Origin of the sequence: Mycolicibacterium chitae (assembly GCF_900637205.1) — a bacterium.
Taxonomy (GTDB): domain Bacteria; phylum Actinomycetota; class Actinomycetes; order Mycobacteriales; family Mycobacteriaceae; genus Mycobacterium; species Mycobacterium chitae.
The window spans coordinates 901,920-919,866 of record NZ_LR134355.1; the positions used below are offsets into that span (position 1 = coordinate 901,920).

General features: G+C 69.4%; 21 protein-coding genes and 1 tRNA gene. 10 read left to right on the forward strand and 12 right to left on the reverse strand.

The window, feature by feature from the left end:
* Window positions 1–36 precede the first annotated feature (36 nt).
* The 4 genes from EL338_RS04325 (at window position 37) to EL338_RS04340 (ending at window position 2,630) form a co-directional block, all read left to right on the forward strand.
* On the forward strand, window positions 37–648 hold the full coding sequence (locus tag EL338_RS04325; protein WP_126332603.1) for a GNAT family N-acetyltransferase: 612 nt from the start codon (window positions 37–39) through the stop codon (window positions 646–648).
* 235 nt (window positions 649–883) lie between these two features.
* Window positions 884–2,020: a divisome protein SepX/GlpR gene (sepX, locus tag EL338_RS04330; protein ID WP_126332604.1), complete on the forward strand. Its 1,137-nt coding sequence runs from the start codon at window positions 884–886 to the stop codon at window positions 2,018–2,020.
* Between the two features lie 51 nt (window positions 2,021–2,071).
* A tRNA-Ala gene (locus EL338_RS04335) sits at window positions 2,072–2,144 on the forward strand.
* A 159-nt stretch (window positions 2,145–2,303) separates the two neighbouring features.
* On the forward strand, window positions 2,304–2,630 hold the full coding sequence (locus tag EL338_RS04340) for a hypothetical protein (RefSeq protein WP_126332605.1): 327 nt from the start codon (window positions 2,304–2,306) through the stop codon (window positions 2,628–2,630).
* A 77-nt stretch (window positions 2,631–2,707) separates the two neighbouring features.
* Here the strand turns inward: EL338_RS04340 and EL338_RS04345 are convergent, their stop codons facing one another.
* Window positions 2,708–3,295, reverse strand: a complete 588-nt coding sequence (locus EL338_RS04345; protein WP_235666370.1) for a TetR/AcrR family transcriptional regulator — start codon at window positions 3,293–3,295, stop codon at window positions 2,708–2,710.
* Between the two features lie 90 nt (window positions 3,296–3,385).
* On the opposite strand from EL338_RS04345, the gene pat reads away from it, so the two are divergent.
* Window positions 3,386–4,381, forward strand: coding sequence for an acetyltransferase Pat (gene pat / locus EL338_RS04350; protein WP_163792014.1), 996 nt, complete (start codon window positions 3,386–3,388; stop codon window positions 4,379–4,381).
* A 1-nt stretch (window position 4,382) separates the two neighbouring features.
* Entirely contained in the window at window positions 4,383–5,204 is an 822-nt protein-coding gene (locus tag EL338_RS04355) for a shikimate 5-dehydrogenase (protein ID WP_126332606.1), read from the forward strand.
* A gap of 76 nt (window positions 5,205–5,280) precedes the next feature.
* Here EL338_RS04355 and EL338_RS04360 read toward each other — a convergent pair whose 3' ends face one another.
* From EL338_RS04360 to EL338_RS04370, 3 genes are all read right to left on the reverse strand, one after another.
* The gene (locus EL338_RS04360) at window positions 5,281–5,550 is read right to left on the reverse strand and encodes a hypothetical protein (protein ID WP_126332607.1); all 270 of its coding nucleotides are present in this window, start codon (window positions 5,548–5,550) and stop codon (window positions 5,281–5,283) included.
* Window positions 5,551–5,697: 147 nt separating this feature from the next.
* Window positions 5,698–5,970: a hypothetical protein gene (locus tag EL338_RS04365; protein ID WP_126332608.1), complete on the reverse strand. Its 273-nt coding sequence runs from the start codon at window positions 5,968–5,970 to the stop codon at window positions 5,698–5,700.
* 167 nt (window positions 5,971–6,137) lie between these two features.
* Window positions 6,138–6,440, reverse strand: coding sequence for a hypothetical protein (locus tag EL338_RS04370; protein ID WP_126332609.1), 303 nt, complete (start codon window positions 6,438–6,440; stop codon window positions 6,138–6,140).
* A gap of 211 nt (window positions 6,441–6,651) precedes the next feature.
* Between EL338_RS04370 and EL338_RS04375 the strand changes: the two genes are divergently transcribed.
* On the forward strand, window positions 6,652–7,323 hold the full coding sequence (locus EL338_RS04375; protein WP_126332610.1) for a DUF5642 family protein: 672 nt from the start codon (window positions 6,652–6,654) through the stop codon (window positions 7,321–7,323).
* 27 nt (window positions 7,324–7,350) lie between these two features.
* Window positions 7,351–8,013, forward strand: coding sequence for a DUF5642 family protein (locus EL338_RS04380; RefSeq protein WP_126332611.1), 663 nt, complete (start codon window positions 7,351–7,353; stop codon window positions 8,011–8,013).
* Here EL338_RS04380 and EL338_RS04385 read toward each other — a convergent pair.
* Entirely contained in the window at window positions 8,010–8,606 is a 597-nt protein-coding gene (locus tag EL338_RS04385; protein WP_126332612.1) for an alpha-ketoglutarate-dependent dioxygenase AlkB, read from the reverse strand. The two genes, EL338_RS04380 and EL338_RS04385, sit on opposite strands and share 4 nt — an antisense overlap.
* Window positions 8,607–8,634: 28 nt before the next feature.
* Window positions 8,635–9,066 (reverse strand): redox-sensitive transcriptional activator SoxR, encoded by a 432-nt coding sequence (gene soxR / locus EL338_RS04390; protein ID WP_126332613.1) that lies wholly within the window; start codon window positions 9,064–9,066, stop codon window positions 8,635–8,637.
* A gap of 47 nt (window positions 9,067–9,113) precedes the next feature.
* Between soxR and arcA the strand changes: the two genes are divergently transcribed.
* Window positions 9,114–10,319, forward strand: coding sequence for an arginine deiminase (gene arcA / locus EL338_RS04395; RefSeq protein ID WP_126332614.1), 1,206 nt, complete (start codon window positions 9,114–9,116; stop codon window positions 10,317–10,319).
* 6 nt (window positions 10,320–10,325) lie between these two features.
* On the opposite strand, the gene EL338_RS04400 is transcribed toward arcA, so the two are convergent.
* The 3 genes from EL338_RS04400 to EL338_RS04410 all read right to left on the reverse strand — a co-directional run bounded on the left by EL338_RS04400 (window position 10,326) and on the right by EL338_RS04410 (window position 13,741).
* Entirely contained in the window at window positions 10,326–11,150 is an 825-nt protein-coding gene (locus EL338_RS04400) for a sulfurtransferase (RefSeq protein WP_126332615.1), read from the reverse strand.
* A gap of 59 nt (window positions 11,151–11,209) precedes the next feature.
* Window positions 11,210–12,079, reverse strand: a complete 870-nt coding sequence (locus EL338_RS04405) for a type IV toxin-antitoxin system AbiEi family antitoxin (protein ID WP_126332616.1) — start codon at window positions 12,077–12,079, stop codon at window positions 11,210–11,212.
* 117 nt (window positions 12,080–12,196) lie between these two features.
* A complete protein-coding gene (locus tag EL338_RS04410) occupies window positions 12,197–13,741 on the reverse strand; it encodes a dolichyl-phosphate-mannose--protein mannosyltransferase (RefSeq protein WP_126332617.1) in 1,545 nt (514 codons plus the stop codon).
* Window positions 13,742–13,766: 25 nt separating this feature from the next.
* On the opposite strand from EL338_RS04410, the gene rsmI reads away from it, so the two are divergent.
* A complete protein-coding gene (gene rsmI, locus EL338_RS04415; RefSeq protein WP_126332618.1) occupies window positions 13,767–14,606 on the forward strand; it encodes a 16S rRNA (cytidine(1402)-2'-O)-methyltransferase in 840 nt (279 codons plus the stop codon).
* On the opposite strand, the gene EL338_RS04420 is transcribed toward rsmI, so the two are convergent.
* The 3 genes from EL338_RS04420 to EL338_RS04430 are packed head-to-tail and all read right to left on the reverse strand — an operon-like array spanning window position 14,586 to window position 17,936.
* The gene (locus EL338_RS04420) at window positions 14,586–15,824 is read right to left on the reverse strand and encodes an aminodeoxychorismate synthase component I (protein WP_126332619.1); all 1,239 of its coding nucleotides are present in this window, start codon (window positions 15,822–15,824) and stop codon (window positions 14,586–14,588) included. The genes rsmI and EL338_RS04420 overlap by 21 nt on opposite strands.
* Window positions 15,825–15,849: 25 nt before the next feature.
* Window positions 15,850–16,761 (reverse strand): RNA polymerase sigma-70 factor, encoded by a 912-nt coding sequence (locus EL338_RS04425; RefSeq protein ID WP_126332620.1) that lies wholly within the window; start codon window positions 16,759–16,761, stop codon window positions 15,850–15,852.
* Window positions 16,758–17,936: an NAD(P)/FAD-dependent oxidoreductase gene (locus tag EL338_RS04430; protein WP_126332621.1), complete on the reverse strand. Its 1,179-nt coding sequence runs from the start codon at window positions 17,934–17,936 to the stop codon at window positions 16,758–16,760. The genes EL338_RS04425 and EL338_RS04430 overlap by 4 nt, the downstream gene beginning before the upstream one ends.
* Window positions 17,937–17,947: the final 11 nt, after the last annotated feature.

A 17,947-nucleotide genomic window follows, 5' to 3' on the forward strand; every position in this document is an offset into this window, starting at 1 on the left:
TTCTTCGGGCCCAGCACCATCCATCCCGGATGGCCGATGACGGTGGGGCCGCTGCGGGTGGCGGCCGGGGTGGTGCGGCTGCGCCCGATCCGGATGCGCGACGCCGCGACCTGGAGTCGGCTGCGGATCTCCGACCGGCCCTTCCTCGAGCCGTGGGAGCCGTCCGCGGAGGTGGATTGGGTTGCGCGGCACGCGCTTTCGGCCTGGCCCTCGGTGTGTTCGGCGCTGCGGTCCGAGGCCCGCCGGGGCCGCATCCTGCCGTACGTCATCGAGCTCGACGGGCGCTTCGTCGGGCAGTTGACCATCGGCAACGTCACCCACGGCGCGCTGCGCTCGGCGTGGATCGGCTACTGGGTGCACAGCGAGGTCACGGGTCGCGGGGTGGCGACGGCCGCGCTGGCGTTGGGGGTCGACCACTGCTTCGGCCCGGTGCGGCTGCATCGCGTCGAGGCGACGGTGCGACCCGAGAACGCCGCGAGTCGGTCGGTGCTGGGCAAGGTCGGCTTCCGCGAGGAGGGCCTGCTGCGGCGTTATCTCGACGTCGACGGGGGCTGGCGCGATCATCTGCTGGTGGCGATCACGGTCGAGGAGGTGGCCGGCTCGCTGGCCGCGTCGCTGGTGCGGGCCGGGCGAGCGCACTGGGCCTAGGGGGCTGCTGTTTCCGTCGAGAATGGCGTGAGGGCTGTTCCGGCCGCGCGCGCACAACCCTGGCGGCATTTTCGCGGCCCCAGGCGTCGAATTCGTGCAACCAGTGTTACTAATGTGACTTTTGGGGCTGTTGGTGCTTGTAACCTGCGAATTACAGGTGTGTAATTGTCTCGGCGCGCCGTCCACGGCTGCGCTGGTCGCAGACCTAGCCTGAAGGGGAAAGGAGCAGGCCACCATGCCAAGCATCCCCCAATCTCTGCTGTGGATTTCGCTCGTGGTGCTCTGGCTGTTCGTGCTGGTGCCCATGCTCGTCAACAAGCGCGACGCGGTGAAGCGCACCAGCGACGTCGCGCTGGCCACCCGCGTGCTCAATACCGGTCGGGCCGCGCGGTTGATCAAGCGTGGCCGCCCCGCGGCGGGCCACGCCAGCGATCCCGACTGGCAGCACGACGCCGACGACGACCTCGATGATTACGACGACGACGCGACCGGCCCAGTGGTGGTGACGGGCAAGCCGTCGCGCAGTCGGACGATGGCGGTCGTGACCTCGGTGGCCGCCGAAGAGGGCCCGGACTACCTCGACGTCGACGTCGTCGACGAGGATTCCGGCGCCCTGCCGGTCGGCACGCTGAAAGCCGAACTGAAGGGTGACGCCCTGCAGACCGAGGAGCTTCCGCTCGAGTACGCCGACGCGCAGCCCGCGCCCGCTCCGGAACCAGAGCCCGAGCCCGAGCCGGTGGCCGAGGTCCCCGTCGAGGCCGCAGCCGAGCCCGAACCTGAGGCCGAACCCGAACCTGAGGTCGAAGCCGAGACTGAGGTCGAGCCGCAGGCCGAAGAGGAAGACTTCACCGAATTCGAGGGCGCCCGAACCGAATACGAGTATGTCGAGGACACCTCGGGGCTCGAGGCCGAGGCCGAACCGGCCACGGCCGCGGTGCCGCTGACCCGCGATCGGCGCTACCACTCCCAGACCGCCGCGGCGGTCAGCGCGCGCAAGTACCGCTTCCGCAAGAACACGCTGTCGGTCATGGCCGTCCTGCTGGTGGCCTCCGCGGCCGCGGCCTTCCTGCTGTCCCCGGCGGCCTGGTGGGCGTGCGCCGCGATGGCCACCATCACCGTCCTGTACCTGGCCTACCTGCGTCGCCAGACGCGGATTGAGGAGCGGTTGCGTCGGCGGCGGATGCAGCGGATGGCGCGCTCGCGACTTGGCGTCGAGAACACCCAGGACCGCGATCTTGACGTAGTGCCGGCCCGGCTGCGTCAACCCGGTGCGGCGGTGCTCGAAATCGACGACGAGGACCCCGAGTTCGAGCACCTGGACTACGTGCCGTTCGCGCGGCACTACGACCTGCCGCGTGCGGCCGGTCAGTGACGAGGCAATTTCTTGTCAGCGCCGGCAGGCTGGTAGCCTGCTAGCGGTCAAGGGGCTATGGCGCAGTTGGTAGCGCGACTCGTTCGCATCGAGTAGGTCAGGGGTTCGATTCCCCTTAGCTCCACAGAGTTTGTACCCGGTCAGCCGGATCGTTTTAACCCCGCTGACCTGGATTGATTCCACCTCTTCACTCGACGCGCGCGGTTGGCGATTCGCTGTTAGGCTGATCGTGGACTTCGCCCTAAACACTTGAGATTTCTACCTACTGCAAGGGGTAACGCACATGAAGAAGCTGGCCACTGCTGGAATCGGCGCCTTCGCGCTCGCCGCGGGTCTGATCACCTTCGGCGCCGCAACGGCCAACGCCGAGGTCGAGGAAGTCGCGCCCGGCCCCGAGGTTCGCAGCCGGCAGGCTTCGGTGGTCTCCGACCAGTGGCTGCGCATCGTCGACCCCAGCGTCGCGCGCGGTCTGTCGCAGGCCCGCCTCGCCGACGCCGGTGAGATCAACGCCCAGGGCGAGTCCCGCGACTCGACCAAGGCCGTCAACGGCACCACCGCCGAGGGCTTCGAGGGTCCCTGGGCGCCGGGCCCCGGCATGGGCGACTGGTGATCGACGCTTAGTTTCGCAAGAACGCCGCCCCCAGCGAATTCGCTGGGGGCGGCGTTCTTTTCGGCGTGGGGCCGCGATCACTCCGGAAGGTTCATCATCCGGGTGGTGAACTGCATCAGCGCGGTACGCAGCGTGGCGTCGTCGATGTCGTCGAGCAACGGGTTGATGATCGCCCCGCCGATCGCGCCGGAGAAGAGGGCCGCCGACACCCGTGCGGTGGTGTTGTCCTCGTCGCCCTGCAGCACCCCGAACAGTTCACTGATGAAGTCGCGGAACGGTTCGTGCTCACCGAGCAGCCGAATGATGATCGGGTCGTTCTGCAACGTGCGCACCCACGGCCGCCGGGCCACGGCCATGTCGATGACCTGGGTCAGGAGCACCTTGCGCGCACGCGCGGGATCGGACTCCGCCTTCGCGGCGATCAGCGCGTCCTCCAGATTGGCCAATTCCATCTCGGTGACCCCGACGACGATCTCGTCCTTGGTCTTGAACTGGTGATAGACCGCAGCCTTGGTCACCCCCATCGCGTCGGCGATCATCTGCAGCGAGGTGCCGCTCACCCCGTGCTGGGCGATGAGGTCCAGAGCCGCGTCGAGGACACGCTTCTGGGCGGGGGTGCGAGCGGCCGTGCCCAGTCGACGCCGACCGGATTCCGTGGTGGTCACGCTCCCACGATAGCCGGGCGGCTAGTGCGCGGATCAGGTTTGCGGACCGGCTCTTCCGGTAACGTTACGTCCGATCGGAAGGACATCGTCGTGGCCGAACTGATCACGCAGCGCGCCGATAATCTGTCGGGTTTGGCAGTCTTCGCCGACTGCTTCGGCGCGGACCTTTACGGACTCGCCACGCGCCTCGAGCCCCTGCGGCTGAACGCGGGGGACGTGCTCATGCGCCAGGGCGACACCTCGCATTTCTTCGCCATCATCGCCGACGGCGCGCTGGCCATCCGACACCAGGACGACAACGGGTCCACGGTCGAGATCGCGGTGCCGGCCGGCGAGGTCGTCGGCGAGATCGCGTTGCTGAAGAATCAGCCGCGGGTGGCCTCGGTGACCGCGACCACCGAGGTCCACGGCTGGCGCGGTGACGACGCGGCCTTCGCCGAGCTGATCCAACTGCCCGGTGTGCTGCGCCATCTGGTGCGGATTGCCCGGCAGCGGTTGGCGGCGTTCCTGGCACCGATTTCGGTGCGCATGCGCGACGGCGCCCAGTTTCTGCTGCGCCCGGCGTTGCCGGGGGACAAGGAGATTGCCGGAAAGGGGCACGTCGCGTTCTCCGCCGAAACGCGCTATCGCCGGTTCATGTCCTTCCGGGAGCCCAGCCCGGAGTTGATGACCTACCTGTTCGAGGTCGACTACGTGGACCATTTCGTCTGGGTGCTCATCACCGCGGACGACGACGTGGTGGCCGACGCGCGCTTCGTGCGGGACGAGGCCGGCGCGAGTTCGGCCGAGGTTGCCTTCATCGTCGGCGACGAATACCAGGGCAACGGGATCGGTTCGTTCCTGATGAAGGCGTTGGCCATCGCGGCGAAGGTGGCGGGTGTGGAGGAGTTCACCGCCCGGGTCCTCAGCGAAAACATGTCCATGCGAAGGATTCTCGACGCGTACGGAGCGGTGTGGGAGAGGGAGGATCTGGGAGTGGTGATCACCACGATGCCGGTGCCGGAGCGTAGTCGGATCAGGCTGCCCACCAAGCTGGCAGACCAGATCGCCGCCCTGGCCCGCCAGGCGATCCAGGCGGTGGGCTGACGTGTCGCGACCCCCGCTGAGCAAGGACACCACGCTGTGCATCTCGCTGGCCGCGCGGCCCAGCAATATCGGCACCCGCTTCCACAACCACCTGTACGAGTTGTTGGGGCTGGACTTCATCTACAAGGCGTTCAGCACCACCGACCTCGCCGCGGCCATCGGCGGCGTGCGGGCACTGGGCATCCGGGGCTGTTCGGTGTCGATGCCCTTCAAGGCCGATGTCCTCGCGCTGGTCGACCACGTGGAACCGTCGGCGCGGGCCATCAACGCGGTCAACACCATCGTCAACGACGCCGGCGTGTTGACGGCGTCGAACACCGACTACCTCGCCATCGAGGGGCTCATCGGCTCCCACGGGCTCGCACCCGATGCGACGGTGCTGCTCCACGGCTCCGGCGGCATGGCCCGCGCCGTGGGTACGGCATTCCGGGACAACGGGTTTCGACAGGGAGTCGTCGTCGCCCGCAATCCGGTCGACGGACAGGTGCTGGCCGAGGAACTCGGCTATCGGTGGCGCCCCCACGTCGGCGGGGCCACCGCCGCGATCATCGTCAACGCCACTCCGGTGGGTATGGCCGGCGGGCCCGAGGAGCACGACAACCCGTTCGGCGAATCCACCGTGGCGGCGGCGGAGGTGGTCTTCGACGTCGTGGCGGTGCCCTCGGAGACGCCGCTGATCGCGGCCGGGCGGGCCGCCGGCAAGCGGGTGATCACCGGGGCCGAGGTCATCGCCCTGCAGGCCGCCGAGCAGTTCGAACGCTATACGGGAGTTCGGCCCACCGCCGAACAGATCGCCGAGGCCTCGGCCGTCTCGCGCGCCTAGCGCCCACGCACGACCAGAAGCGGGACGCCCTGGTGGGCGTCCCGCTGAAAGCTGGTGCTAGGCAGTTGTTCTCGGACTACCGTCGCCCGACGATCGGCCCCAGCGGGACGGTGCCCGGGGACTGGCCCGGAAGCACACCGGGGTTACTTTCCGGTCGTGGGATCAGCGAATCCGAGTACGGGTGGGTCACGTCAGTGCCGAAGCGCTGGTTGTAGTGCTTGTCCACCTTTTCGGTGTTGTTCTGAATTCGCGGATAGTCCTGGTCACCGAGTGCCGGAGCGGCCACTGCCGGTGCCGCCAAACCAATGGTCAAGGCGACCAATCCGCTGACGGCGACCGAACTCATCTCCCCTTCTCGTCTTTACTGCCCATTGAATCCGCCAAACTTGGCGGTGAATTCATTGACGTCTACTTAATAGAACGCCGCCACGTCGCGTTTTCTTCCCGTTAATGTGAGTGTCCTGCGTCACCGGGGAAAGTCACGCTCGAGGAACTACCGCCGTCCGACGATCGGGCCGCCGGCCACGGAACCGGGCGAACCGTAGTAGGGGTGGCTCACCTCGGTGTTGAAACGCTGGTGGTTCCGCTGGTCGACCTTTTCGGTATTGTTCTGAATCCGCGGAAATTGCTTATTGTCGGGGCCCACGGACTGCGCGACCTGTCCCGGCTCCAAAATGGTCGGTGCCGCGAAAGCCGGTGCCGCCACACCGATGGTCAGGGCGGCCAATCCGCCGATGACTGCGGAACTCAGCAGGGTCTTCTTCATGGGATTCTTCCCTTCTTCCTCTCTCCGCATATCTGTGCGGAGTATTCGATTGTGTCTATGTTCGGTTGAACCTCGGGTGGTTCGGATTTCATCCCGGAGAATTCGGTATTGGTGACCGATGGCGGGATATTGCGGACGGTTGGCAGCAATTGTTGAAGTGCTGCCGGTCACCGCCGCCCGACGATCGGACCCAGCGGCACCTGTCCGGGAGACTCGCCGGGCAGCACGCCGGCACTGCGTTTCGGTCGGGGCAGCAGTGAGTCGTAGTACGGATGCTTGGCGATACCGAAGTCGTGATACGGGTATCGATCGTCTCTGTCGTAACCGTTCGGGCCCTTGGGGGCCGTCGGCATGTCCATCTGCACGGTGTCTGCCGAGTAGGTGGGCTCGGCCACGGCCGGGGCCGCCAAACCTATTGTCAGAGCAGCGAATCCGCTGACTGCGGCGGCGCTGCGTAGAATGTTTTTCATCGGAGTTCGCACCTTCGTTCCCTCTTACCTCTCCCGCCGGCCTGGGCGGATGACCCTGGGGTCTGGTCAGTGGAACTGAGGTGGGAAGAGTTTTCTTCCCTGTGATTCCGGGTATGCCTGGGGTTTTCGAGATTGGCGGAATGTTGTCGAAAAGTTGGCAGAATCACGGGGAATAAACCGGGTCCGCGGTCGCAGTGTGCTACCAACGGGCATGCGGCTATTGCCTGCCCTCGGCGCGGCGCTGGTGCTGGCCGGCTGCGGGGCGCCGGCCGACGAGGACCGCACCGCGCCGTCGTCGATTCCCACGGTGGCGGCAGCGGCGTCGGTCGATCCCGACCGCGTCAAGCGGATGCGTGGCGCACTCCCCGCCGGAGATGAGGTCCAGGACGTCGTCGATGTCACCTCGCCGGTGGCGTACTGGGGGATGCGGCCGGGCTGGACGGCCGAGCCGGTCGCGTGCGCGGCGCTGGTGAACGGCGCCGACGGGGGTACCGGGCGAGGCCTGGCGAGTTCGGGAGACGGTGGTCAGGTCTACGTCGTCATCGCGACCCCGCCGCCGGGGCGGCACCTCGGCGTCGACCCCGCCCTACTCGACGAGTGCGCGCAGTGGAGTGCCACCTACGGGCGGTCGACGGCGACGGTGAGCCTGGTTCCCGCGCCGCCCGTCGAGGCGGCGGTCACGGTCGGGATGTCCGCCGAGATCCGCACCGTGGTGGAATCCGGCACCGAAACCGATTCGCAGGCCTACACCTACCTGGCCCTCCTCGATACCCACCTGGTCTTTGTGACGTTGATCGTCGATCCCGGCTCACCGCATCCGCCGCTGCCGTCGCAGTATGCCGCGGAGCTGTTGGTCAACACGGTCGCCACCGCGCGCGGTTGAGCCCCGCGGTGGGTAGATTGGCGCCCGATGTCCACACACAGGGTGCTGGTTGCGGTGTTGAGCGTCGGCGTGGTGGCGGGGTGTTCGACCGCCGAGGAGCCGCCGAGTTCCGAGTCGATCGATATCGCCAAGATCGGTCAGGTCGCCTCGACGTTCGGTCCGGAGTTCCAGGTCACCGAGAAGTCCTCGGGCCTGGACCCGAAGGCGCTGGAGAACCAGAAACCGCCCGCGGGGGTCAAGTTCGAGCCCGCCGACTGTGCGGAGTTCGCCAGCATGCAGACCCTGCCGGATGAGCTGAAGGGCAACATGTCCGCGGTGATCGCCGAGGGCATGGGCAACCGACTGGTGGCCATCGCGCTCGAGACCTCCGAACAGGTGCCGCTGAACACGCCGACCGACAACTGCAAGAAGTTCTCCTATGTCGCCGGCGGTACCCGCGGCACCATCGAGTCGGTGCCCGCGCCCCAGATCGACGGTGTCGAGACGCTGGGCGTGCACCGCGTGGTGCAGGCCGCGATGAACGGACAGGTGCAGACCGGCGAGGTGTACAGCTATATCGCGCACCTCGGTGACTATCAGGTCATCGTCACCGCCAACCCGCTGGTCGTCCCGGACAAGCCGACCGAACCCGTCGACACCGCACGGGCCGAGAAGCTGCTCAGCGACGCCGTGGCGGCCATTCGCAGTTAGCGCACGCCCCGCGGGCGGAACTGGATGCTGATCCGGGGGCCGACCGGACGGGCGGTCTTCGGGATCGCGTGCTCCCAGGTGCGCTGGCAGGACCCGCCCATCACCAGCAGGTCGCCGTGGCCGTGCTTGATTCGCAGCGACCGACCCCCGCCGCGCGGACGCAGCGCGAAGGTGCGGGTGGCGCCGAGGCTGACGATCGCCACCATGGTGTCCTCGGACTTGCCGCGGCCCAGGGTGTCGCCGTGCCAGGCCACGCTGTCGTCGCCGTCGCGGTAGAGGCACAGCCCGGCGGTGGTGAACGGCTCACCGAGTTCGCCGGCGTAGATGTCGTTGAGCCGACGGCGAAGCTGCTTGAGCGCGACGTGCGGCGCCGGTTCCTCCACCAGATCGTGGTAGCTGATCAGCCGGGGGACGTCGAGCACGCGGTCGTACATCTGCCGGCGCTCGCCGCGCCAGGGGATGGCGGACAGCAGCTCGTCGAACAACTCGTCGGGGGCGTCGAACCAGCCGGCGCGAACGTCGATCCATGCTCCGTGGGCCAGGCGTCGTCGCTCGGCGTGGTCGAACAGGCCCTCCTGTAGCGACACGGTCACACCCGAAGTCTATCGCACAGACGTTCGATCAGAGGCGAACCGGCCCGGGTCCCTTCTCGGACAGCACGTCATCGGGGTTGGACAGCGTGCAACTCTTCAGGCTCAGGCAGCCGCAGCCGATGCAGTCGGCGAGATTGTCGCGCAGGCGCTGCAGGTGCAGGATGCGATCGTCGAGGTCTTGGCGCCAACCCGCCGACAACCGCGCCCAATCCCGACTGGTGGGCACGCGGTCGGCGGGCAGGGTCGCCAGGGCTTCTCGGATCCGCGCCAGCGGGATGCCGAGTCGCTGGGACATCCGGATGAACGCCACCCGGCGCAGCGTGTCCCGGGTGTAGCGGCGCTGATTGCCCGAGGTGCGCCGGCTGCTGATCAAGCCCTCGCGCTCGTAGAAGTGCAACGCCGAGATGGCCACCCCGGCGCGGGTCGCCAATTCGCCCGGTGCCAACTCTTGGGTGTTCATACACCTAAACGATAGTTCAGGTACGGATTGGCGCTACGGTGCTTACTGTGGAGGCTCCGGCGCTGAGCGTCAATTCCGAGGTCGGAACGCTGCGTGCGGTCATCCTGCATCGACCCGGCGCCGAATTGCAGCGCCTGACACCCCGCAACAACGACAGGCTGCTCTTCGACGGACTGCCCTGGGTGTCGCGCGCCCAAGAGGAGCACGACGCGTTCGCCGAGGTGTTGCGCGCCCGTGGCGTCGAGGTGCTGCTGATGGCCGATCTGCTCAGCGAGGCCCTGGTCAGCGGGGCCGCGCGGATGCAGGGGATCGCGGCCGCCGTCGACGCCCGGCGCCTGGGTCTGCCGCTGGCGCAAGAGCTTTCGGGCTATCTGCGCGGTCTGGACCCGGGCGATCTGGCGCATCTGTTGGTGGCCGGCATGACCTTCACCGAACTGCCGCTGGCCGACAGCGAGCTGTCACTGGTGCGGCGGATGCACCACGGCGGCGACTTCGTCATCGATCCGCTGCCCAACCTGTTGTTCACCCGCGATTCGTCGTTCTGGATCGGGCCGCGGGTGGCGATCACCTCGCTGTCGCTGCCGGCGCGGATGCGCGAAACGTCGTTGACCGATCTGATCTATGCCCATCACCCCCGCTTCCTCGGGGTGCGCCGGGCTTATGAGTCGCGCTCGGCGCCGGTCGAGGGCGGCGACGTCCTGCTGCTCGCGCCCGGCGTGGTGGCCGTCGGGGTGGGGGAGCGCACCACGCCGGCCGGCGCGGAGGCGTTGGCGCGCAGCCTGTTCGACGACGGCCTGGCCCACACCGTGCTGGCCGTACCCATCGAGCAGGGGCGGGCGCAGATGCACCTGGACACGGTGTGCACCATGGTCGACGTCGACGCCGTGGTGATGTATCCCAACGTGGTGGACACGTTGTCCGCGTTCACGATTCGTCGCGTCAACGGCGCGGTGCAGATCGACGACGCGGTGCCGTTCGTGCGGGCGGCCGCCGAGGCGATGGGCATCGACCGGCTGCGGGTCATCGACACCGGCCTGGATCCGGTGACCGCCGAACGCGAGCAATGGGACGACGGCAACAACACGCTGGCGCTGGCGCCGGGCGTGGTGGTGGCCTACGAGCGCAACGTCGAAACCAATGCCCGGCTCGAGGATTCGGGGATCGAGGTGGTCCGGATCGCGGCCTCGGAGTTGGGCACCGGTCGGGGCGGCCCGCGCTGCATGTCCTGCCCGGCGGCGCGCGATCCGCTCTAACCCGCTCTAAGCCGTCGCCACGGGGCGGGACGGCTCCGAGCTCCACTGCGACCACGAGCCCGGGAACAGCGCGGCGTCCACGCCCACCGCGGCCAGGGCCGCGACCGTCACCGCGGCGGTCACCCCGGAGCCGCAGTACACCGCGACGTCGTCATCGATGTCGCCGAAGAGGCGGGTCAGGTCCGCCCCGGGTAGCCAGGACCCGTTCTCGCCGAGCAGTTGCGTGCTGGGCAGGTTGCGGGCGCCGGGGATGTGGCCGGCGACCGCGTCGACGGGTTCGACCTCGCCGCGGAACCGCTCGGGTGCCCGCGCATCGAGCAGCACCGGCGTCTGCGCGGCCTCGTCGGCGGTCACGGTACGGCGCGCCCCCGCGTAGAGGTCGCGGTGGGCCACCGTCACATCGCCGGGTTCGGGAACCACTGTGCCGGTGTGTAATTCACCCGTCCAGGCGGCCATCCCGCCGTCGAGGATGCGCACGTCCGGGATCCCCGCGGCGGTCAACACCCACCAGGCGCGTGCGGAGCCCGCGCGGTTCCAGTCGTCGTAGACCACCACCGGCACGCCGGTGCGGACGCCCCAGCGACGCGCGGCCTCCTGCAGGGCGGCCCCGGACGGCAGCGGATGCCGGCCGCGGCCGGTCACCGAATGGTCGGACAGTTCGTCGTCGAGGGAGACGTACACCGCGCCGGGCAGGTGTCCGCGTGCATAGGCGGCCCTCCCGTCGGGCCGGGCGAGTTCCCAGCGCACGTCCAGCAGCGTGATCGGTTCCCCGGCGTCGAGTCGTCGGGCCAGTTCGTCGGCCCCGATCAGTACCTGCTCGCGCGTGCTCATGGTGCTCCTAGGCGGCCGAAATTGCGTCGAGGGCACTGCGATCAGGCCCTGTCACGACCCTATCGGCAATCTGGGCGCCGTCGGCCGTCGCGCGCCCATCCTCGTCGCTCGAAGGCCCGCCGCAGCCGATGGATGATGAAGGCTGGGCTGTGTTCGGCGAGGACGTGCAGATCCATCCAGCCGGTCTGGGCGACGAGTTCGTTGCGCCCGACGTCGTGAACGTAGCGGACGCGGTCCTTGCGGTGTTGATCCCCGTCGTAGTCGAGCCCGATCTGCGGATCTTCCCAGCCCATGTCGAGGTAGGCGGTGTTGAACCCGTCGGTGACAGGGATTTGCGTGGTGGGGCGCGGGAAGCCGGCATCCAGGACCGTCAGGCGCAGCCAGGTTTCCTTGGGGGACTGCCCGCCGGGGTCGAGCAGCGGAATGACGCGGCGGGCACCGACCACGCCGCGCGCACCGGGATAGCGTTCACCGAGGCGTAATGCGCTCGCGGCCTGCAGCCCGGTGGCTCTGGCGAGGGCGTCGAGGTGGCTGACCGCGGGAAGCCGCGCGAGGTGGCGGGCCAGGTCGAATGCCGTGCGCTCCGGGGTCGTCACCTGCATGCCGCGGATGGTGACCAGTTCGTCGGCCTCGACGCGTTCATTGCGGGCGATGATTCCCGCGGGCGGTCGACCGCAGCGCCACAACAACTCGATGGGAACGTGCTGTTTGACCCACAACGCGCCGTGCAGTGCTGCGGCGGACCGCCCGGCGATGACGGCGCGCTTGCCCGACCACAGCCACGCGGCCGCGATGCGGTCGTCCAGCGAGACCGGGGTGTCCGCGCGGACGTAGACATTCGGCAGGATCGCGCGATAGTTCCACCGCAGTTGCCCGCGGGTGAGCGCCCCAGTTGTCAGCGCCTGCGTGCCCAGAAACGGTCTGTTCATGCCGGCAGCGTCGGCCGCGGTGCCGACGGGCCTCGGCGAGATTGCCGCCACGGCAGTGCGGGCTGTGGATCAACAGCCCGGTGTGCATTTTCGGCCGCGCCAAAGAAGCCCGAGAAGCTATCGCCAGCTGGGCAGCCAGATCTGCATGTGCCAGGTCTGCTGCGAGATGGGCATTCCCGTCAGCACCGGGAACAACCAGGCGAAGTTCGTGATGACCAGCGCCACGTAGCAGCAGACCACCACCAGCCCGAGCGTTCGTCGTTCCGGGTTTCGGGTGGGTTTGTAGAGGATGTCCCCGCAGATCAACGCGATCGCCATGACCAGGAACGGCGCCATGGCCACCGCGTAGAAGAAGTACATCTGCCGGTCGATGTCGGCGAACCAGGGCAGCCAGCCCGCGCAGTAGCCGACCAGTACCACCGCGTAGCGCCAGTCGCAGCGGACGAAGGCGCGCCAGGCCGCATACCCCAGCACGGGCACCGCGATGAACCACATCGCCGGCGTCCCCACCAGCATCACGGCCTTGACGCAGGACGCCGCGCCGCAGCCGGGCACGTTGTTCTGGTCGATCGCGTACAGCACCGGCCGCAACGACATCGGCCAGGTCCACGGCTTGGACTCCCACGGGTGCTGATTGCCCGCGGCGTTGGTCAGCCCGGAATGGAAGTCGTAGGCCTTGGCGGTGTAGTGCCACAGCGAGCGGATGGCGTCCGGCGGCTGGAACCACTGGCGCTCGCCGATCTTGCGGCCGGCCTCGTAGCGGTTGACGGCGGTCTCGGAGGCGAACCAGCGCGCGTAGGACGCCACGTACACCGCGACCGGGATCAGGCCCATGGCCCAGGCCGTCGGCCCGACGTCGCGGCGGATGGTGCCCAGCCACGGCCGTGACACGCGGTACTGCCGCCGGGCCACCACGTCGAAGGCCAGCGTCATCAACCCGAAGAACACCACGAAGTACAGGCCGGACCACTTGGTGGCGCAGGCCAGTCCGAGCAGCACCCCGGCGCCGAACCGCCACCAGCGCACGCCCAGGCGCGGACCCCATTGGGTCTCGTGGATTCGCCCGTCCAGCAGCGCGTTGTGCATCCGCTCGCGGACCTGATCGCGGTCCACGATCAGCGCCCCGAACGCCGCGACCACGAACACCACCAGGAACCCGTCGAGCAGCGCGGTGCGCGAGGCCACGAACGTCACCCCGTCGGCGATCAGCAGCAGCCCGGCGATGGCGCCGACCAGCGTCGAGCGGCTGATCCGCCGCACGATCCTTGCGACCAAGATCACCATGATCACGCCCATCACCGCGCCGCTGAACCGCCAGCCCAGCCCGCTGTAGCCGAAGATGGCCTCGCCGATGGCGATCAGCTGCTTGCCGACGGGGGGATGGACCACCAGCCCGAAGCCGGGGTTGTCCTCGACGCCGCTGTTGTGCAGCATCTGCCAGGCCTGCGGCGCGTAGTGCTTCTCGTCGAAGATCGGCGTGCCGGCGTCGGTCGGCGACTGCAGGTTCAGGAATCGGGTGATGGCCGCCAGGGCCCCGATGACCGCGGTCATCGCCCAACCCTGGGCACGATCCAGCGGCCCGAAATCGGCGACGGGGACCAGCGGGCCGGGGCTGATCACCGGTACGGCGCGCTCCGGCACCACGGTCGAGGGAGCGGTCATCGACACCGATCGTAGGCTGTGGGGCATGAGTGGCGGTCGACTGTTGCTGGCAGCCACACCGTTGGGGCATCCCGGGGACGCCTCGGCCCGGCTGATCGACGCGCTGGGGTCCGCGGACATCGTCGCCGCCGAGGACACCCGCCGGGTGCGTAACCTCGCCCAGTCGCTTGAGGTGCGGATCCGCGGGAAGGTGCTGAGCCTGTTCGAGGGCAATGAGACGACGCGGGTCCCGGCCCTGGTCGACGAGATCCGCGGCGGGGCGACGGTGCTCGCGGTGACCGATGCGGGCATGCCCTCGATCAGCGATCCCGGCTATCGGTTGGTGGCGGCGTGCGTGAGCGCGGACCTGCCGCTGACATGTCTGCCCGGGCCGTCGGCGGTGACGACGGCGTTGACGTTGTCCGGGTTGGCGGCCGACCGGTTCTGCTTCGAGGGTTTTGCCCCGCGCAAGGCCGCGGCGCGCCGGGGCTGGCTGGCCGCGCTGGCCACCGAGCGACGCACCGCGGTGTTCTTCGAATCCCCGCGGCGGCTCGCCGAGTGCCTGCGCGACGCCGTCGACGAGCTCGGGGCCGACCGTCGCGCCGCGGTGTGCCGGGAGCTGACCAAGATCCACGAGGAGGTTGTTCGCGGCACGCTGGGGGAGCTGGCGGAGTGGGCGGCCGACGGTGTGCTGGGCGAGATCACCGTGGTGCTCGCCGGGGCGACGCCGGTGGCCGACGTGGACACCCTGGTGGCCGAGGTGGTGGCCCTGGCCGACGACGGGATGCGGGTCAAGGACGCGTGCGCGCAGGTGATCGCCGCGCACCCGGGCGCCCCGTCGCGCCGCGAACTCTACGATGCGGTGCTACGCGCCCGCGCTCAGTGAGTCGACGCCGGCCGGACCGGTCAGCGCGATCGTCGAGGCCGCCTTGTCCAGGCACTCCTGCCATTCGGCGTCGGGGTCGGAATCGGCGGTGATGCCGCCGCCGACGCCGAGCACCGCGGCACCGGAAGTGTCGAACTCGACGGTGCGGATCGCGACGTTCAACTCGGTGCCGGCCACCGGCGAGGCCAGTCCGACGGTGCCGCAGTAGGCCCCGCGCGGCTGCGGCTCCCATTGCGAGAGAAGTTCGGCGGCACGGCCTTTCGGTGTGCCGGTGACCGAGGCCGGCGGGAACGTCGCGGCCAGCACGTCGCGCATCGGTGTGCTGCGGGGAACGCGCGCCGCCACCGTCGACACCAGGTGCCATACGCCGGGGGCGGGCCGGATGGCCAGCAGTTCGGGCACGGTCACCGATCCGGTGGCCGCGACGCGGCCGAGGTCGTTGCGGACCAGGTCGACGATCATGATGTTCTCGGCGACGTCCTTGACCGAGTCGCGCAGCAGCGCCGGGTCGGCGTGCAACGGCAGCGTGCCCTTGATGGGGCTGGAGGTGACGTCCTCGCCGCGCCGGCGCAGGAACACCTCCGGGGAGAGCGAGGCCAGCGCGCCCCACGGCCCGGCGCAGAACGCGCCGCGCGCCGGCGTCGTGCGGGTCACCGCGTCGGCGAAGAAGTCCAGCGGCGACCCGGTGTAGTCCCCGCGGTACTGCGTGCACACGCAGGCCTGATAGACCTCGCCGGCCGCGATCGCGGCCAGGCAGGCCGAGACCCCGGCGCGGTGGACGTCGCGATCCGGCGCGGTCCAGTCGATCTGCCAGTCCCGCTGCGGCGCAGGGGAACTCAGCGCCTGACGCAGCCAGGGTGCCATCGGCGCGCCGGAAAGGCTTTCATACCACCAGATTCCGGCAGTGTCGCAGCGCAGCACGCAGTCCGTCCAGCCACCGCCGGCCGCCGGGATCCGCGTCCCGGCGCGATCGGGGTAGGAGAGGTAGCCGAACCAGCCACCGCCGACGGCCTCGGCGGGGCCGCCCGGTGCGACGTCGAACGCATCCTCGGGGCGCACGGGCGCGACGGCCAGGCTGGGCGCGATGACCGCGCGTGCGCCGAACCACTCGCCGGTCAGCGCCGCCGGCGGCGGCAGGGGCACCGCGGCGGCGCCGGCCGCGACCGCGCGCAGCACCTCGGCGGTGGTGCCGAGGGCGCCCAGGCGGTCGATGCGCATCGCATCAGCTTGTCAGATGCCGTCCTCAGCGGCTGATCTGCCGCGGGACCGCGACGTTGACCAGCTTGTCCGGGTTGCGCATCGCGTACAGGTGGACGATCTTGCCGTCGACCAACTCCGCGGTGATCACCCCCTCGAGGTGATCGTCGAGGTAGAGCACCAGCGCGGGGGCGCTGTTGTACATCGCGGGTTCCACCCGGGCGCTGGGGCCGCCCAACCGGCTCAGGCCCATCACCAGCTTCGCGACCTTCGCCGCACCCACCACGGGCCGGCGCGCCGCGCTGACCTTGCCGGCGCTGTCGGCGGTCCACACGACGTCCGGGGCCAGCATCTCCATGAGCTGATCCATGTCGCCGGTGGCCGCGGCCAGGAAGAACTGATTGGTCAGCTCCACCGACTGCTCGGGGTCCACGGGTTCGAACCGCTTGCGACGGGCGTGCACGTGCTCGCGGGCGCGGTGCGCGATCTGGCGCACCGCGGCCGCGGATTTGCCGACCGCCGAGGCGATCTCGTTGTGCTCGAAACCGAACACCTCGCGCAGCACGAACACCGCCCGCTCGTCGGGGGTCAGCGTCTCGAGGACCACCATCATGGCCATCGACACCGATTCGGCCAGCACCACGTCCGCGGCGGCGTCCTTGCCGCCCAACGACTCCGCCAGCAGCAGCGGCTCCGGCAGCCACGGCCCGACGTACTCCTCGCGGCGTCGGGCCGCGGCGCGCAGCGCATTGAGCGACTGGCGGGTGACCAGCTGGGCCAGATAGGCCTTGGTGTCCTGCACCTCGTCGAGGTCCACCTGCGCCCACCGCAGGTAGCTGTCCTGCAGCACGTCATCGGATTCGGTTGCCGTGCCCAGGATTTCGTAGGCGATGGTGAACAGCAGCGGGCGCAGGTGGGTGAATCGCTCGGCGTGCTCCTCGGTGCCGGACCCGGTCATGGCGCCGGCACCGGCTGCTCGGCGCGGGCGAGCCGGTCCGCGCGCCAATTGCCCTTGACCCAGAAGTACGAACCGGGCTTGCGGGCCTCGCGGCGCAGCGCCCACACGGTCGTCGAGCAGATCAGCTCCTTGATGGCCGCGGCCGTCCGGCCGCCGACGTAGCCGCGGCGCGGGCTGTCGTCGGTGTGCAGGAGCTGCATCGTGCCAAATTTACGGCCCAGGCTGATGCACTGTCCGGCGAAGGCCAGACTGATCGGCGCGGCGGCGTCGCCGGCGAGGCGGGCCAGCACGGTGTGCGCGGCCTGGGCGCCCAGCGGCATCGCCGCCGCGCAACTCATCCGCAACGGCAGCCCCGACGGGGCCGCGGCGTCGCCGGCGGCGACAATCCGCTCGTCGTCGACGCTGGTCAGCGTCTCGTCGGTGAGCACGCGCCCCAACTCGTCGGTGCTCAACCCGCTCGCGGCCGCCAGACCGGGCACCCCGAAGCCGGCCGTCCACAGCGTGACCGCGCTGGGCAGGGTGGTGCCGTGGCTCAGTTCGACGCTGTGGGCGTGGACCCGCGCGACGGTGACGCCCTCGATGACGTGCACGCCCAGCTTGTCCAGGGTCTTGGCCACCGACTTGCGGCCGGTGGCGGCCAGCGACGGCGTCAGCTGATCGGTGACCAGCGTGACGGGCCGACCCGCCTCGGCGAGTTCGGCGGCGGCCTCGACCCCGGTCAGGCCGCCGCCGACGACCACGACCGGCGCGATGGCGGGCACGTCCCGCAGGCGGTCGGCCAGCCGCTGGGCCTGCTCGAGTTCGGAAAGGGGATAACCGAATTCGGCGGCGCCCGGCACCGCGGCGGTGACCGCGCCGGTGCTGCCGACGGCGTAGATCAGGTAGTCGTAGTCCAGCGTGGCGCCCGAGGCCAGTTCCACCTGGCGGGCCGCCGCATCGATACGGGTGGCGCCGTCGACCACCAACCGGATGCCCTCGCCGAGCATGTCCTCGTAGGGTTCGGTGGCGTCGTCGTTGCCGACGGCCAACTGGTGCAGGCGGATTCGCTCGACGAACTGCGGTCGCGGGTTGACCAGCGTGATGTCCAGACCGGGGCGCCGGCGCAGCCGGTTGGCCGCGAGCACACCGGCGTAACCGCCGCCGATGACCACGATCCGGGGTGTCTGCTCACTCATGGGTGCTCCTT

Bases quoted from the DNA above. Each gene is read 5' to 3' on its own strand.
- EL338_RS04325 (WP_126332603.1), top strand. From the start codon at position 37: ATGACGGTGGGGCCGCTGCGGGTGGCGGCCGGGGTGGTGCGGCTGCGC.
- sepX (WP_126332604.1), top strand. From the start codon at position 884: ATGCCAAGCATCCCCCAATCTCTGCTGTGGATTTCGCTCGTGGTGCTC.
- EL338_RS04340 (WP_126332605.1), top strand. From the start codon at position 2,304: ATGAAGAAGCTGGCCACTGCTGGAATCGGCGCCTTCGCGCTCGCCGCG.
- EL338_RS04360 (WP_126332607.1), bottom strand. From the start codon at position 5,550: ATGAGTTCGGTCGCCGTCAGCGGATTGGTCGCCTTGACCATTGGTTTG.
- EL338_RS04365 (WP_126332608.1), bottom strand. From the start codon at position 5,970: ATGAAGAAGACCCTGCTGAGTTCCGCAGTCATCGGCGGATTGGCCGCC.
- EL338_RS04370 (WP_126332609.1), bottom strand. From the start codon at position 6,440: ATGAAAAACATTCTACGCAGCGCCGCCGCAGTCAGCGGATTCGCTGCT.
- EL338_RS04375 (WP_126332610.1), top strand. From the start codon at position 6,652: ATGCGGCTATTGCCTGCCCTCGGCGCGGCGCTGGTGCTGGCCGGCTGC.
- EL338_RS04380 (WP_126332611.1), top strand. From the start codon at position 7,351: ATGTCCACACACAGGGTGCTGGTTGCGGTGTTGAGCGTCGGCGTGGTG.
- soxR (WP_126332613.1), bottom strand. From the start codon at position 9,066: ATGAACACCCAAGAGTTGGCACCGGGCGAATTGGCGACCCGCGCCGGG.
- EL338_RS04400 (WP_126332615.1), bottom strand. From the start codon at position 11,150: ATGAGCACGCGCGAGCAGGTACTGATCGGGGCCGACGAACTGGCCCGA.
- EL338_RS04405 (WP_126332616.1), bottom strand. From the start codon at position 12,079: ATGAACAGACCGTTTCTGGGCACGCAGGCGCTGACAACTGGGGCGCTC.
- EL338_RS04410 (WP_126332617.1), bottom strand. From the start codon at position 13,741: ATGACCGCTCCCTCGACCGTGGTGCCGGAGCGCGCCGTACCGGTGATC.
- rsmI (WP_126332618.1), top strand. From the start codon at position 13,767: ATGAGTGGCGGTCGACTGTTGCTGGCAGCCACACCGTTGGGGCATCCC.
- EL338_RS04420 (WP_126332619.1), bottom strand. From the start codon at position 15,824: ATGCGCATCGACCGCCTGGGCGCCCTCGGCACCACCGCCGAGGTGCTG.
- EL338_RS04425 (WP_126332620.1), bottom strand. From the start codon at position 16,761: ATGACCGGGTCCGGCACCGAGGAGCACGCCGAGCGATTCACCCACCTG.
- EL338_RS04430 (WP_126332621.1), bottom strand. From the start codon at position 17,936: ATGAGTGAGCAGACACCCCGGATCGTGGTCATCGGCGGCGGTTACGCC.